Here is a 14,911-nt window from a genome sequence, read left to right as displayed (position 1 = left end):
AAAACTCACTTTAAAAACCTAACCTTACTTAAAGGTTAGGTTTTGGTCAGAACCATCAAAGGCATCCAAAAAAGCTTTGGATGTAGTTTCATATTGTTTGACGGTTCCGAGTAAAGTTTGGCCGGAAATACTGGCACCAAAGGCTACATAGGTTCGATTGAAGGCCTCATCCACAGACATAAAATCAGACCCTCCGACAGTAGGACTTGGATAGTCCGCAGGAACTTCGGCAGCTGTTAATTGGTCTGTTACATATCCATTGATATTAAATATTCCGTAAGACAACTTCGCACCTGAAAAGGAAGAAGCAGGCAAATTACAAATTGTTTCTGGTCTTGCCGTACTCATGGTAAAGGTTGCTTTGGCAGTGGTTTGGAAAGGTAAATCAAACTTTTGCATATAAGCCAAAACATAATAAATTTGATCACTGGAGCCGGTTCCTTGGGCCGTGTTGCAGGCTGATTTCAAAGAATCAAGACCTGTCGCTCCAGCAGGGTTGATTTCTTTTAGTTTAGTAAAGGTCAAACGAACCACAGAACGAAAACAAAGTTGTCTTCCTGCATCTACTTCAGTCAGAACTACACGGCCATGTTTACTGATCCAAGAAGCGTTTTCAGGGCCGTTCCTCCAAGTGTAGGTTTGGAATTTGGTTCCATAGATGGAATCATTTCCTGTATAACTTTCTGTGATGACATCACCCACATTGGCAAATTGGGGATTTCCAAAATCGACAAGTTTGTAATAAACAAGTGCTCCATTATTTCCGAGGGTGGTATTGGGATCATCGAAAAACAATTGTAAGGAGGGAACTGAGGCACCAGTTTTTTTAATCTCCATAAAATGTTTGAATGATTTTGTTCCTGTATAAGCCGTAGAACTTATGTTTGTGGATGGTGTGTTGATTTTGATTGTGAGAGTGGAAGATCCGATCCCACTTAAGTTTACATTGGAGAGAACGTCCACTCGGGCAGAATCCGGATTATTGAAATAACCTGCATTTTTTAAAGCCAAAATGAGAGAGTCAATGATACCAGAATTTCCCCTGGCCCAGGTGGCCGATTGGCGCACAAATCCCCAATTGTCAGCGCTTGTAGCAGACCAAAGTTTTTCGGAGCCGATCCCTAAATGGATGGCTTCACCAAAAAGCTGTGATAGATGTTTGTCTCTATCCAAACGAGTGAGTTTGTTAAAATCAGTGACTGGAACACTCACACTTAAAAATAATAAACAGTATAATAACTTTTTCATGGATTACTCCGCGATTCCTTTGGGAATACAGATGGTGAATCCCGACTTAGGTCCTGAACAACCTGCCGCTTGGTTGTAAGCCCAGACAGAAAGTAAAAGGGCAGTGAGCATATCCTCTTTTTTGTTATCGTCTTTTTCAAAGAGCGAACAAGTAAGTAGGGTGCTGAGACTTACGAAGGCAAGGGTTTTAAGGATAAAAGTTCTCATACCTTAAATAACAAAAGGTATGAGGGGTTTTTGCAAGAATTTATCGAGAGAGGATTTGGTATTCCCACTCCATCACTGGACTTTGTTCGATGGGTGCTGTCAGAGAACTGGCAACGGCCATCATAGAGCGATGCGATGCCTTGGTTCCTGTAACAGCAGGTGGGAGGAGTCTATAAAATGAATCTTCTTTTTTCCCACGTAGTTGGAATTCCTTCCATTCTTCGCGAGATGCAAAGGCTCTGATTCTATCTTTGGATGGAGCGGAAGCCGCTTTGAAAGAAATTCGTTTGTCAGGAATGGTAACTTTGTCCCCTTTGCGAACAAAGTTGTCGTTTTGGATTTGGTTGGGGAAAAGTAACACTGGCTCCCCTTTTTGGTTTTCTGGAACCAGAACCACATAAACATAATTGTCTTCTGCTGACTCAATTTCAAACCGAATGGGTTCTCCCGCCACATAAGTGGGTTTCAGAGAATTGATTTTGAGAGGAGCATTGGACCCAGTGCCCGTTTCCGAAAGTGCTAGGTAAATATTCTTTTTGTCCAAAAATCCGAGGAAGTCAGAAACCAAAGTTTTGGAAAGACTGTCGGGAAGGGAATTGCGGTATTCCAATTTTTGGTGGAGGACATCGACAAAGGAAATGACTGCTTGTCCATCTTCTGTAGAAACAAGTAAAAGTTTATCTACATCGTTTAAGTTTCCCAAGCGAATTTGTGTTTTGGGAGAAGGGTTCCCTTCTTTGTCAAATTCCCAACCATTGTTCCCGACTCCTTTGAGAGGCAGGACCACGGTTCCCCTGGAAGTGGATTGGATTTCTTCTTTAATGAAATCGCGTAAGGCCAGACTTTCTTCGTTTGTGGAAATGACTTCTACGGCAATTTTATAAACAGGAACCTTTCCAATCCGATCTGAGGAAAAGAGGGAAAGGGAAATGATGGTAGAGAGAATTAGGAAATGTTTCATGATCAGTCTACCTTTCCTTGGCCTTTGTAATCGTTCATCAGTTGATCGTTCTTTTCGTATTGTTCTTTGATTCGTTGGTAGTTTTCTTCTTTGATGGCTTTGAACTCTTCGAAGATACGCATTTTATCTTTCACAAATTCATCTAAAATTTGTTTTTTTAATTCTTTTCCCGATACCACAACTTCTTCGTTCTCAGCCACAAGGGTTTGTTTTCCTTTTTTATCAGGGCTTACTGCTACAGTCCCTTCGTTGACATAAACTCCTGTTTCGACAGAACTTAGGTCTTCGTCTTTTCCCCCAACATCGGGAGCAGCCGCTAAGAATTCAGTCCCTCGAACTCCTGCCACAAAACTCGGATTGACCACACTCAGTTGGTTCTGGCTAGGGACTCCTGCCGCCGGTTTGTGAGCTTTCACGAAGAGTTTGCCACCAACTAGTTTTAAGGTAGTGGATTTTGATTTAGGATTGAGTAAATCTTCGATTTGGACGGAGGAGAATTTGGCAAGGCGCACTGTGGCTTGGGTTGCCAATTGGATTTCGCAAGTTCCATTTTCTGTAGTGATTGTATCTCCCTTCTTTAGGATACTACCTAACTTTACCGGTTCCTTTGCCTTTTTAAACCGTGATCCCGACAAATAATTTGTGCCCTGGATGAAACTAATGATCCCTACTTCATCAGCAGCGAGGGTTGTGGTTACAAAAAGAAACAAAATGGACACAAGAAATCGAATCATGCCACTTTTATAATATAACTCTCCACTCTTACAAGCCAAAATCTAAAAAAAAAATTTAAAAAAATCCCCTATAATTGGGTTCTCTGGAACCAAACTAAAAATTTACCACCTATCCATTGATATGTGGCATAAACTTTGGATTCTTTGTTTGTTCCTTGGATACCTTCCGACGAAGGTAGAAGCAGAGGGCAAATTGTTATGGGAAGATTGTGTTTGGATTGGGATGGAACGAAGTGGGAGTTTGGGTCTTGAACAAGTTCGGTCGGAAATTTTTCCGACTCTGACAAGAGATAAGTGGAAACAATACCTTCCGAAACTAGGTGTACATTACTTTGGAATCTTTTCGAAAAACCAGGAACAGATAGACCAAGAATATCGGGATGTCCGTTTGCAGATCCAACAACTACTCTATGATGGAGGAGAAACGGAACGAGAAAAACAAAAAATCAATTTACGAAAACTCATCCACTCAGAAGAAAAAAAACTTCTAAGGGAAAAAATCTTTAAAGCCATATCCTTGTCTTATCTAAATTTCAATAAACGACAGTTAGTTGACTTTGTTTATCAACTGCGTTCCGAAAGATACAAGGAGGAAACAAATAAACGACAAAAAGAAACAGATCTTGGCCTTTTTCCCCAAGCAGAACTTAGTTTTCTAAAAGTTTGGGAGGTAGAATTTCAGTCCAAAAAAATTCATTCGGAATCATCTCGGAAACTCGCCTATTTAGAACTCAGACAAACTATGTCTTTAGATCCAGAAATGGATTTAATTTTAGAAGGGGGACTCACCGAACGTATTCGTTTGTTTGATCCAACAGTTGTTCCATCCGTTCCGAATGAGAATCATCCATTACGAAAAAAATCAAGACTACAAATGGAACTTGCTGAGTTAGATCAGGAAAGTTTAGACAACGATTGGAAACCAAAACTAGTGCTTGGTGGTTATGTGGGAAAAAATGGAAATGCTGGGTTCCCATTACAAAACGAAATCTATGGACTGAGCCTCGGTGTCCAAGCGAATTTAGGAGGAACAAGTTTCCAATCCAATACACAAAACGGAATCCAATCGGAAGGAAATGGAATCCAAAGAATTCCTGGATACGGCCCACAACCCGTAGGCCCTGGCGAAAATGCATTTCAAAGTGGATCGATTGGACTATTTGATGATGCCGGTCGAAACAAAAAAGTTTTTGATGTTAAGATGTCTGTGTTGCAAGCGAAAACAGAGTGGAAACAATCGGAAATTCATTTTATAAACCAAATCCAATCAGCAGAGGTCAAACTCACCGAATTGTATAGAAAGTACGTTTTGTACTTGGAGAACACGAAGTCCAATCTGTTCCATCACCGAGTGAAAAGAGAGGAACGAAGAGAAGGGCTTATCTCTGAATTAGATTATTTAAAGTCGGAGGAAGAGGTGTTTATTGGAATGGAAACACTTCTCGATCATTATTTCCAATACATCGCCACTGCTTTAGATTTAGTTTTATTACTTGGTGAGGATCCGTTTGATAATCGTTATTACCGCTTAGAATCCAAATTAATTTCCAGTGATCTATCTGAGATTTTAAAAGTTTGGAAAGAAAATCCATCTAGGGAAAAATCCAAAATAAAGGAACCAAAACTGGGAAAACAATACCCATTCTTAATGGAGTGACCGTATGAATCCAGTTAAATGGAAAAGTTTATCTATAATTTTTGCTGTTTGGGTATTCACAAATTGTTCAAACAAGTTCGGATCTTTGGAAGATTGGTTAGGAGTTCTCGGTGCCAGTGATACACCGCGAGTATTAACTTTTACTCCCAATTCGGAATCTACAAAAGTGGATCCCAAAACAACAATTTCGGTTGTTTTTAGTCATCCGATGTCTATCCAATCTTGTGTTTCTGGATTTTCATTGGAACCACAAGTCAGAGGGAGTTTTGACACCACCGAAATTAGTCTTAAATTCACTCCGAAGACAGAACTTCCTTCTGGTGGTTACATTGCCCGACTTACCAAACAATGCGAAGATAAAGAGGGAAAGGATTTGGATCGTGTGTATACAGTTTCCTTTCGAGTGGGAGAAAAGGAAGTTCCTGAAAGTCCAATAGTTACTTCTATCATCGTTCCAACGGGAACAGAGGAAGAATGTTTAAATGGTGGTTCTCCCGCAGATATTTTGTTAGGTGAAGTTAATTCTGGTTGTGCGGGAATCCCAGGTCCTCCTCCTATCCAAGTCAGGTTTAGCAAACCGATGGAACAAACGGAAGTTGGGCTTGGTTTAAGGATGGAACCAAATCATTCTTTTCGCTTAGAATGGCTGAACTCTTCGGAACTAAGAATTTTACCCGATTCCGTTTTTTCATCAAATGTAAGGTATCATATCCTCTTACCTGCTGGGGTACACTCTCTTGATGGGAGTACACTAAGTGCAACGTTTCGTCGTGATTTTTTTGTGGGGAATGTATCGGATCCAGAAGTCATTGGATTTGGTTTGGAATCACAAAACTGCGGTTTGGGAATTCAAGAGTTTGGATCTCTAACGGGTGCTCGTTGGGATTCAGGATTTTGTTTTTGGAGCCTAGGATTACCAATTTTAAACCCACATTCTTATCAATTTCGTGGAGGTGATGACGGAACTGGCACGAACACTGCCTGTGCGGATGTAAATACTGACAACTTTCGAATCTTGTTTAATCAATATATGGATACCACTTCCGTGATTGGGGCTACAAGATTCTCAAAAATTTCTCCTCCTTCATCAAACATTCGTTTATCGACATGGGTTTGGTCTCATTGCCAAACAGTTTCTCCTTATGGTTGCCGGGAACTTACTTATTCCTATGCGGAAAGTGAAGCTAGTTGTAATGGATCTTTGTTTGGGAACATTACCACTGGAGGAGATTTTAATCTTTCTGCTTCCTCGTTTGCACCTAACTTTTATCCGTATTATGAATTTCGTTTGGAAGCAGAAGCAAAATCAATTTTAGGAAAACGTATGAAAAATGTTTTTGTCATTCAAGTGGAGGCCAAATGAAATTTTCCTTTTTGATTATCATTTTCTTTTTTATCTCTTGTTTCCAGGAAAGAAGGAATCTCGAAACCGTCACTTACTCCATTCCCAATGGGAGAAAGGTTTTATTCATTCATACAATTCCTTATAGTTTTTCCGATTCCTATTCGGAAGAAAAAGAATTGAGTCTACGAGTTTTAGAAGAACTGGAAGAATCTGGGTTTTTGGTTGTGTTAGGTGAATCGATCTGGGAGGAACCTGTGATAAATTTTGGATTTTCAGAGAGATTAGAAATCTTTCAAAATCGATTAAAAGATATTACAACAAATGAAACGCCAAGGATTCAAATTTGGAAAGACCGGGCCGAAAGGATGGGGGCTTCTGATGTTTTTTTGTTACGTCATAGTATGTATCCAGACTCCAAAACGAAATCACTACGAATGTTTTGGATCAACCTAACTAAAAAAGAAATGATTCGTTTTGATTGGAGTTGGGATTTTAAAGATCCTCTTCCTTTCCGCGAAAAACTTTTGGAGGTTTCAGGAGGGAAACCATGAATACAAAATGGTTTTATATTTTGCTGGTTTTTTCTGCCCTCAATTGTTCAAAAAATAACGAATCCGAAAAGAAAAACTTTAAGATTCTAAGAGACGCTTTTCATAACGGACAGTTAAGTTTTGTTCAAACAATATTGTTGGAAATCAAAGAAGAAAGAGAATTAACGGAGGAAGAGTCCCTTTTTTATTTTAAAACCTTGTTTTATTCGGGTAAATGGAAAGAACTTTTTTTGCATTGGACTCAGATCCATACCAAAACTCCCGAAATGGTTTTGTTGTATTTTAAAGCTGTCCTGATTTCAAAAGAATCAGTTTTGGTTTCTCCTGAAGATGAAAAAAAACTTTTAGAGTTACTACCGATATCACCTGAAGCTTGTTTGTTGTATTTAAAATTCCAAAAAAAAGGCACTTCCTCCAAACAGAAAAAACTTTTTTTGGCCCAAGGAAAACTTTTCCAAACTCATATCGATAGACTTGTTAATGAGTTGGGAGAATTAAAATGAAATGGTTAGCCTGGTTAAATTTGGATTTAGATCGTATAAAGTTTAAACTAAAAAGAGGGAAGGATTGGGTTTCGAATTTTCATAAGTCATACTACTTTTTCTTTTTTCTGTACGTTTTGTTCTATGGGATTCATTGTTTTTGGAATTGGGATGAATTTATGAGTTTGAATCGTTCCATCGAACTAAATGCTCTCAAATCTGGAAAAGAAGTTTCCCTTTGGAGTTTGTATCCTTTTCAAATCATGGCTGTGATTTTCTCCGCAGGTTTGTATTTTTTTCTTTGTTTAGGTATTAATTTTTTGTTTTCCTTCGGAGGTAAGGCAAGGGAGACATTAAGGGCCAATTTTGTTTTGTTCCTTCGAAATCTAATCCGTCAGTTTTTCCTTTTTGTTTGTATTTTGTTTTTGGGCAACCAAACCTTGGGTTATTTAGTTCATACCAGGTATTATGCCATACTCATGGTTATTTTTTGGACTGCTCTTTTTTTACTTTTTATCGTTCAAAATGGAAAATTATACAAGCGGTTGTTTGTGTCGGAAAATCGTTCTGTTTCATTCATTTCGCATAGTTTGGGTTATGTGAATCCTATTTTGTTTGTATTTTTTATATTGGTTTTGGTGAGTGTATGAAATTCCAATACTTATCCAAATCGAATGTAAAAAGTTGGGTTCAAAAAGTTTTTATTTTAGGTGTTCTCTACTTCTTTTTTTCAATTGTTTATACGTTTTTTTCTACAGAAGAACTCCGTGCCCGTTTTCCTTTGTTTGTGAAATTGTTTTACTTTCAGAACGAATGGGGAAATACAACAGACGTTTTTGCCATGGAAGCACCTAAACAAGGTTTTGTGTATTCTAGGCCTCGTTCCATAGAAGAAAATAAGGTGATTGAGTTCCCGGCAGTAGTAGAACCTACAAAAGAAATCCAGTTACACCAAAAACAATCAGGAAGGGTAAAAAAAATCTATGTGGATGAAGGTAATACTGTCAAGGAGGGACAAGTTCTTTTAGAAATCGATGATGAATTGTTTCGATTGGAAGGGGAGAGGTTACGCCTTTCTCTTGAAATTGCCGGCTCCCAAGTGGCCATCGCTTTGGAAAAATGGAAACATGCAGAGAAACAATTCGATGTTAAATTAAGAGAAATTGATAAAAAAACAGAATGGATCGCTTTAGCAGAGAAAGAATGGAGTTTGTCTCGGAATGTAACGGAGAAAAAAACAATCCTTTGGAAACAGGGTTTTGTTTCTCTCTCCGAGTTAGAAAAACTAAAACAAGAAGAAGAATCAAAAGAAACCCAGTATAAGAATTTATTACGAGATCGTGATAACCTTCTCAGTGGAGTGAATTTAGATTTAGGACAAGAAGGTCTTAGTTTTGAAGATAAACTAAAGAATTGGAGGGAAAAAAATACCTCCTTAGAAAGATCTGAATATGAATTGAGTTTATCCCAACAGAAAATCATTAAAAATCAAATAAAAACCAACGGGGAATTATTAGCAGAAACAAAATTGAGATCTCCGAAATCCGGGAAAATTTTAAAAATTCAAATCAAAGAAGGAGAAATGGTAAACCAAAACCCAGTGATGACTCTTATGGAAAAGGGAGAACTTTCTATTGGATTTCAAATTGGTGAGTCGGATCTAGTTCATTTTTCGCCTGGCAAATCCGTTTTGTTTCTATTTTCGGATGAGAGTATACCACCTATCAATGGAAAGGTGGATCGTGTTGGTGGTTTTTTGGATCCAAGATCACATAGTATTGGGATTAAGGTTCGTTTGGATCTGAATCAGTCCAAAGTTTTGCCAGGTATGTTTGGTCTTGTGCAGGTAAAACTTCCAGAAACAAAAGAAAAACTTCTGATTTCAAAATTATCTCTTAGAGGGGATGAATCGAGTGGTTTTTATGTCAATGTCAAACAGGGAGAAAGAATCGAAAAACGATTCATTCAATTCAAACCGTATCTGTTAGGTGAGATAGAGGTTTTGGCGGGACTTTCTTCTGAAGACCAAGTTGAATCCAGTATTTCCCTATGAGTGTTGAAAGATATGTTCATTTCTTGGTAAAACACAAAAGATTATGTTGGGTAATTTCTCTTTCCTTTTTGATCGCCGTGTTTTTTAGAATTCCTGAATTAGAAATTTGGTTGTTACCAAAACTAACTCCGATTAGGTATTTTGTTGTTACTGAATTTCCGAATCATTCTGCAGAAGATACGGATCTTATGGTGAGTCTTCCAATTTCAGAAATTTTATCATCAGTAAAGTCTGTAGAACGAATTCGTTCCTTATCTGAACATGGAAAGTCAATCGTAGAACTTGATTTGTTGTATGGTGCTTCTCTTCCAGAATTTAAAGAACAATTATACCAAACTATTTTTGAAATTAAGGATAAACTTCCGCCGGGTGTGGGTGATTCCCGTTTGTTTGAAGGAGATCGGGAAGAAAGACCATTTATGGAAATTTTAATTCCTAAACCTAAAACAAAAGATTTAGATGATTATGATTTTCATCTAAAACAACTGCAGTTTCAATTGGAAAGGATCCCTGGAATCACTGAAGTGAGAATGGTAGGAAAACCAAAAGAATCTTCTTTCATTTCCATTGATCCGAAGGTGTTGGATTTATTTCCTTTGACGATCAGAGATTTAGAATCTCAGATCCGAGCTGGGAAAGAAGGAGGTTCTCTCGGAAAGATAGATGGCTATACAAAAGATACGGAATTAAAATTTTCTTCTGAAATTAAATCTTATGAAGATCTAAATCAATTCCCCATCCATTTGGAAGGCGGAAAGTCTGTCCCTTTAGGCCAGCTAACAAAAATATTTGAATCGGAGTTACCCGAAGAAAAATTAACGAGGATCAATGGAAAAGACACCATATATCTTTTGATTTTTTCTGATTCAAAAACAAATCCCCTCCGTTTATCATCAGAAGTACAAAAGAAACTAAATAGTTTTAATCTGTTTGCCGCAAACATTTATTCTGATGTTTCAGTAGAGTTACGAACAGCTCTTAGGCAATTTGTGATTAGCCTCATCTGGGGATTATTATTTGCCTTTTTATTTTCTTATTTTTTATACAAAAGTTGGATCCCGGCTCTCCTTCTTTTTGTAGCAGTTTCTTTTTCATTTGTTTTGTTTTTTCATCTGATTTTACTTTTTTCAATATCAATCAACTTATTGAGTTTAGGAGGAATTTCAGTCGGAGCAGGCATGTTGTTTGATACAAGTAATTTGACTGTATTTTCCATTCGGAAACAAATCTCAATGGGGGATTCAGCTTCAAATGCCCTTATCAAGGGAATACAATCTGTTTTAGTTTCTCTTTTTTCTTCTTCTTTGACTACGATCGTTGTATTTATTCCTCTATTGGTATTTCCTATGGAATGGAAAGATTTTCTTTTCGACTCTGGAATCAATATCGCCTTATTAGTGTTTTGTTCTTTTGTTTCTTCTCTCTGGATGGTGCCACTACTTGCTGTTTCTATACAAAATTTTCCGAGAGACAATCAGAACATTTCAAAACAAGAAACTTTTGTTTCGCGGTGGTATGAAAAGACTTATCAGTTCGGAAAATATTTTAACTTAAGATGGTTTGTCATTGGGTTTATGTTTTTTTTCTGTTTTGGAGTTATAGAACTTGGATCTAAACTCGAAATTTTTCCCAAACAAAATGTGATTGGAATCCGATTACAAACTTTGCCGAAAAATGGACTTTCTTTGGCAGAGGAATTATCTTTTGTCAATGATTTGGAAACCAAAATCAAATCCTTTGATCCTAAAATTTCTGTCCTTGTTTTTCCGAACCCAAAATTGGAATCCACTCAGACTCACCCCAAAAAAGCAATTCCCATTCAATGGAAGTTATATGGACTGGAACGTTCCAAAGAATTTGAGGTTTTTTTATCCAACTATCTTTCTTCTGATTATTCTTCTCATTGGGATTGGAAATGGGATCCAATTGGATCAGAGGTTACTAAAGTATTGCCTTTTCTTCCTGATGATAAGATTGTTTTTTTTAACAAAAGTTGGGATTTACTGCAGAGTTTTTCATACGAATGGAAAAACAGGGCCGATAAACTGAAGTTAATGGGGGAATTCTCTTTTTCTCCGAAAAAGATTTTTTTGGAAGAATGGACTCGTCACCCCATCCCGATTCCAGAACTTCTCCCTGAAGAAAGTGACTTAAAAGATCGAATTTTATATGAATACAATCCTAAATATTTAGGAGAAATTGGAGAAGGAACCAAACGAGATTTGTATTTGGGTATTGGTGTTAGTGACTTTCGTTCGATTGATGGAATTGATTTGGGACGGATTGGATTTAAAACCAAGTTAAATGATCTCACCTATGTTGGTTCTCTTTTTTCATCGAAGAAAAAAACAAGTTATGATCAATTTCGCAGAGAGTCCGGCTTGTTTTATATGGAATGGAAAGGAGAGTCCTTACAATTTGATAAGAATGAAGTTCAAAAAACTGGAATTTCTTTTTTAGAATTTTCTGCCAAAAATGAGACTCATCATTTTTTTTACATACTGCTGCTATTATTTATCATTGCCTTTGCTTTTATTTATTTGGCTTTAGTTGGGATTTATGAATCTTTTTTTCTCCCTATATTTTATTTGGGGATTTCGATTTTTTACCTTTTGGTTACTTCTTCCATTGTTTTTATTTTGTTCGATTCTTTTCATTTAGGCCACTATATCGGACTTGTGGTTTTGCTTGGGCTTTCTATCGATAATATTTCTCTTTTTGGAGAAAGATGGATGGAACTCAATAAGGGAACTTCAGACGAAAAAAGTAGAGAAACTGTGTTTCGTTGGTTGGTCCGTCCTGTAACGTTAAATTCGGGAACAACGATGATGGGGTTTCTACCTGTTCTGTTTTTGGAATTTTCAGGATCAGAATTTTCTAGGTCGATCGCCTTGACAATGTTTGTTGGAATTCCGATTTCTGTTTGTTTTGTGTTTTACCTTTATCCCTTTCTGTTTTCAAAATTTTTGAGTAGGGTGAGATGAACCACTCTTGGATTCAGAGATTTCGCCATCGTATTTTGGCTTTGGTATTCTTTTTTGTTTTTCTATCGATCCTTTCTTGGAAGGGGATCTCTTTTGCAGAAACAGTGGTCACTGAGAATAGGGAATCGATCCAGATCACAACACGATTTCCTAATAAAACAGCACTACAAATTGAAGAATCCGTTACGAAACCTTGGGAACAAATTTTAAAATCCATTTCTGGTTATAAACAAATTGAATCTATCTCGGAAGAAGGAACTTCTTTCATCCATCTCACAATTGAACCAGGTGTTGGTACTGGCGAAACGATCCAAAACATTCGCAACGAATACTTACTCCAAAGACAAAGATTTCCTCAAGATTCTCTTTCACCAAGAATCCAATCTGGTAAATCAGAAGAAGAATACATAATAATTTTGCAAAGAATTAAGGAAAAACCAAATTCCACAAGAAAGGAATTAGAGCAAAAAATTAGAAACATAACGGGTGTTTTGTCCTTTTTACATCATTCTGATAAAGAACAGGAAATTGTTTTAGAAATTAAACCGGAAAGAATCCAGAGATCGGGACTTCCTTCTTTATCGATCATATTTTCTGCCTTAAGGAATCATCGTTTTGGATTTAGTTCAGACTTAAGGAACGGTTTTTGGTTTCAAAAAGACCAACCACTGGAACCAAAGGATTGGTCTGAGGTATCCATCCCTTCTCGTTTAGGAGAGGGTTTGAGGGTTTCTGCCATTTCATCGGTTTCTTTTGGAGAAAATGAACTTCGGCATGGAACAAGGATTAATGGGCAAAGTTCGGAAACAATCATCATCAAAGCGAAAAATAATACAGCCTTATATCATATCATAAATGAACTGAAATCGATTTTAGGCGAACATAAAGACTGGGTTCTGTTATATAGCAGTCATGAGGATTTTATCAATGATTTGGTTCGTTCTTTTTTTTTGTTTTTTATTATGGATTTTTTTTTAGTTGTTTTTTGTCGATTTTTTGGAAAATCAAAAATAGAATTACTGATTCATCTTTTCATTTATTATATTTCGCTCATTCTATTTTTAGGAATTTGTATTTGGTTGGCTTATCCTATCGGTCGAGTTTTTCTTTTTAGTTTTATTTTTTGGAAGTATTTTTTATTCGTACATCCGATACGAAGGTTTGGAGTTTGGATACGCCGAGTTTTCTATTCGTTTTTGATTTTTTCTTTATTGATCATTCTGAATTGGATCCCAAAATCATTTTTTATCTTCTCACTTTGTCATATCTATTTTATATTTTTTCATTTCTTTCTTACGATCCTTTTTAAACCGATAAAAACGGATTCGAATTTCAAAATCAATTTCGAATTTCTTAAATGGTTTTCTTTCTTAAAGAGAAGAGAAGTAGAAGGATCGAAAACTATAGGGAAAACGAACAAACTTATCTTTTTGGGTTTATTTTGGGTGGGTGTTTTTTCTTCCTTGGTTTCTAGTTTTCATTTTTATTCCCTAAATCCATCTCTTGGAAAAATTCAAATTGCGAAGTTGGAATTTCCGACCTCGATTCCTGAAGAAGAATCGATTCGAATCACCAAACAAGTTGAAGATTCTATTTTGAAACAAAATTTAACAGACTTACTTGTTTTAAAACAAAATCCATCAAGTTCGGATTTCTATTTTCGGTTGAATGATTTAGGTAAAAATCAGACATTCCAGGATTTACCAACGGAATCGGGATACTTTCATATCTTAGGCGGCAACAATACAAATGTAAGTCGTAAACTTCGTTTTTCAAATGCTAACACTGAATCTTTGGAAAAAACCATTCTTGGCCTAATCCCTTGGTTACAAAATAAACCGGGGGTGGAAGAGGTTGTACTTTGTTTCCAACCACAGGCCGAGGGAATCGAGTTACATTCAGAGAATCGGTATGGAAATTTATTGGATTTGGAAAGAGTGGACTTGTTTCGAGAAAGGTCTCTCTCATTGCAGTCGGCAATAGTCGGAAAGATGATTTGGAAAAACAAACTAACCGATGTGCGATTTTTAGTAAAACAAGATAAAGAAAAAGAAAGATATTTGGAAAAACCAATTCAAACGAATTCGGGAACTTCTGTTCATAGTCAGTCCTTTACAAAGTCGGAAAAAATCAAAGTCCCTGGTAGGATCTATCGTAAAAATGGTGAAACCAGTTTGGAAATTTTAGTGAAAGGAAAGGAAGTTGAATGGAAGGATTTAGAATCAAAAATACACAAAGTTTTAGAAAATGAATTGGTTCGTCTTTCTGAAATGACTGAGGAGAAAGGTTCGGAAAAAAAATACCAACCATTCTTTTTATTTCTGATCATTTTTATTTTTCTTTATAGAAAAAAAGAAAAATTCAGAAGTATGATTCCTGTTTTGTGTTTTATCCTCCTTTGGCGGATCAATCTTTCTGCTCTGAGCGATGATTATTTGTTATTTGGTTCTATCGCCACATTATTACTTTTTTTGATTCTATGTTTTCCCGCAAAATCACTCCGAGTCGACAAGCAGATTCCATTGGCTCTTTTATTGTTCGTATTTTATTTTTTTCCTGGTGATGGAGGTAAATTTTTTTTAGAAGGATTGGTTTTGGTTTTTAGTTTTTTTCTCCTTAATTCCAAGTTACAGGACCGATGGAATTTTTTTAGAACCAAACATTCTTTTTAATACCTAAGAGAACTGAG

General features: G+C 36.7%; 12 protein-coding genes. 8 read left to right on the top strand and 4 right to left on the bottom strand.

Annotation, left to right across the window (positions count from 1 at the left end; genetic code table 11):
* Window positions 1–24: 24 nt before the first annotated feature.
* Genes EHQ16_RS01115 through EHQ16_RS01100 form a run of 4 tightly spaced genes read right to left on the bottom strand, consistent with a single transcriptional unit; the run spans window position 25 to window position 3,150 of the window.
* Window positions 25–1,248, bottom strand: coding sequence for an LIC_12337 family protein (locus EHQ16_RS01115; RefSeq protein WP_135637129.1), 1,224 nt, complete (start codon window positions 1,246–1,248; stop codon window positions 25–27).
* 3 nt (window positions 1,249–1,251) lie between these two features.
* Window positions 1,252–1,455 carry a hypothetical protein gene (locus EHQ16_RS01110; protein WP_135637131.1) on the bottom strand — a complete coding sequence of 68 codons (204 nt, stop codon included), beginning with the start codon at window positions 1,453–1,455 and terminating at the stop codon, window positions 1,252–1,254.
* 40 nt (window positions 1,456–1,495) lie between these two features.
* Window positions 1,496–2,416, bottom strand: a complete 921-nt coding sequence (locus EHQ16_RS01105; protein ID WP_135637133.1) for a DUF4384 domain-containing protein — start codon at window positions 2,414–2,416, stop codon at window positions 1,496–1,498.
* 2 nt (window positions 2,417–2,418) lie between these two features.
* A complete protein-coding gene (locus EHQ16_RS01100; protein ID WP_208742217.1) occupies window positions 2,419–3,150 on the bottom strand; it encodes a FecR domain-containing protein in 732 nt (243 codons plus the stop codon).
* 121 nt (window positions 3,151–3,271) lie between these two features.
* Here EHQ16_RS01100 and EHQ16_RS01095 point away from each other — a divergent pair, with 121 nt between their 5' ends.
* From EHQ16_RS01095 to EHQ16_RS01060, 8 genes are read left to right on the top strand one after another with little or no spacing between them, the layout of a single operon-like run.
* Window positions 3,272–4,807: a TolC family protein gene (locus EHQ16_RS01095; protein ID WP_135637135.1), complete on the top strand. Its 1,536-nt coding sequence runs from the start codon at window positions 3,272–3,274 to the stop codon at window positions 4,805–4,807.
* Between the two features lie 4 nt (window positions 4,808–4,811).
* A complete protein-coding gene (locus EHQ16_RS01090) occupies window positions 4,812–6,170 on the top strand; it encodes an Ig-like domain-containing domain (RefSeq protein WP_135637137.1) in 1,359 nt (452 codons plus the stop codon).
* Window positions 6,167–6,703 (top strand): hypothetical protein, encoded by a 537-nt coding sequence (locus tag EHQ16_RS01085; RefSeq protein WP_135637138.1) that lies wholly within the window; start codon window positions 6,167–6,169, stop codon window positions 6,701–6,703. The genes EHQ16_RS01090 and EHQ16_RS01085 overlap by 4 nt, the downstream gene beginning before the upstream one ends.
* Window positions 6,700–7,206, top strand: a complete 507-nt coding sequence (locus EHQ16_RS01080; protein WP_135637140.1) for a hypothetical protein — start codon at window positions 6,700–6,702, stop codon at window positions 7,204–7,206. The genes EHQ16_RS01085 and EHQ16_RS01080 overlap by 4 nt, the downstream gene beginning before the upstream one ends.
* Complete coding sequence (locus EHQ16_RS01075; RefSeq protein WP_135637142.1) at window positions 7,203–7,835, top strand: hypothetical protein; 633 nt, start codon at window positions 7,203–7,205, stop codon at window positions 7,833–7,835. Before EHQ16_RS01080 ends, EHQ16_RS01075 begins: the two co-directional genes overlap by 4 nt.
* Window positions 7,832–9,238: an efflux RND transporter periplasmic adaptor subunit gene (locus EHQ16_RS01070; protein WP_135637144.1), complete on the top strand. Its 1,407-nt coding sequence runs from the start codon at window positions 7,832–7,834 to the stop codon at window positions 9,236–9,238. Before EHQ16_RS01075 ends, EHQ16_RS01070 begins: the two co-directional genes overlap by 4 nt.
* A complete protein-coding gene (locus EHQ16_RS01065) occupies window positions 9,235–12,222 on the top strand; it encodes an efflux RND transporter permease subunit (protein WP_135637146.1) in 2,988 nt (995 codons plus the stop codon). Before EHQ16_RS01070 ends, EHQ16_RS01065 begins: the two co-directional genes overlap by 4 nt.
* A complete protein-coding gene (locus EHQ16_RS01060; RefSeq protein ID WP_135637148.1) occupies window positions 12,219–14,894 on the top strand; it encodes an efflux RND transporter permease subunit in 2,676 nt (891 codons plus the stop codon). The genes EHQ16_RS01065 and EHQ16_RS01060 overlap by 4 nt, the downstream gene beginning before the upstream one ends.
* Window positions 14,895–14,911: the final 17 nt, after the last annotated feature.

Origin of the sequence: Leptospira kanakyensis (genome assembly GCF_004769235.1) — a bacterium.
Taxonomy (GTDB): Bacteria; Spirochaetota; Leptospiria; order Leptospirales; family Leptospiraceae; genus Leptospira_A; species Leptospira_A kanakyensis.
The sequence above is the reverse complement of the archived record's forward strand: the minus strand, read 5'-3'. Positions and strand labels throughout refer to the sequence as shown.

What these genes read in the sequence shown, in the direction of transcription:
- EHQ16_RS01070 (WP_135637144.1), top strand. Translation starts at nt 7,832, where the DNA reads ATGAAATTCCAATACTTATCCAAATCGAATGTAAAAAGTTGGGTTCAA.
- EHQ16_RS01060 (WP_135637148.1), top strand. Translation starts at nt 12,219, where the DNA reads ATGAACCACTCTTGGATTCAGAGATTTCGCCATCGTATTTTGGCTTTG.
- EHQ16_RS01110 (WP_135637131.1), bottom strand. Translation starts at nt 1,455, where the DNA reads ATGAGAACTTTTATCCTTAAAACCCTTGCCTTCGTAAGTCTCAGCACC.
- EHQ16_RS01100 (WP_208742217.1), bottom strand. Translation starts at nt 3,150, where the DNA reads ATGATTCGATTTCTTGTGTCCATTTTGTTTCTTTTTGTAACCACAACC.
- EHQ16_RS01090 (WP_135637137.1), top strand. Translation starts at nt 4,812, where the DNA reads ATGAATCCAGTTAAATGGAAAAGTTTATCTATAATTTTTGCTGTTTGG.
- EHQ16_RS01075 (WP_135637142.1), top strand. Translation starts at nt 7,203, where the DNA reads ATGAAATGGTTAGCCTGGTTAAATTTGGATTTAGATCGTATAAAGTTT.
- EHQ16_RS01115 (WP_135637129.1), bottom strand. Translation starts at nt 1,248, where the DNA reads ATGAAAAAGTTATTATACTGTTTATTATTTTTAAGTGTGAGTGTTCCA.
- EHQ16_RS01105 (WP_135637133.1), bottom strand. Translation starts at nt 2,416, where the DNA reads ATGAAACATTTCCTAATTCTCTCTACCATCATTTCCCTTTCCCTCTTT.
- EHQ16_RS01080 (WP_135637140.1), top strand. Translation starts at nt 6,700, where the DNA reads ATGAATACAAAATGGTTTTATATTTTGCTGGTTTTTTCTGCCCTCAAT.
- EHQ16_RS01095 (WP_135637135.1), top strand. Translation starts at nt 3,272, where the DNA reads ATGTGGCATAAACTTTGGATTCTTTGTTTGTTCCTTGGATACCTTCCG.
- EHQ16_RS01065 (WP_135637146.1), top strand. Translation starts at nt 9,235, where the DNA reads ATGAGTGTTGAAAGATATGTTCATTTCTTGGTAAAACACAAAAGATTA.
- EHQ16_RS01085 (WP_135637138.1), top strand. Translation starts at nt 6,167, where the DNA reads ATGAAATTTTCCTTTTTGATTATCATTTTCTTTTTTATCTCTTGTTTC.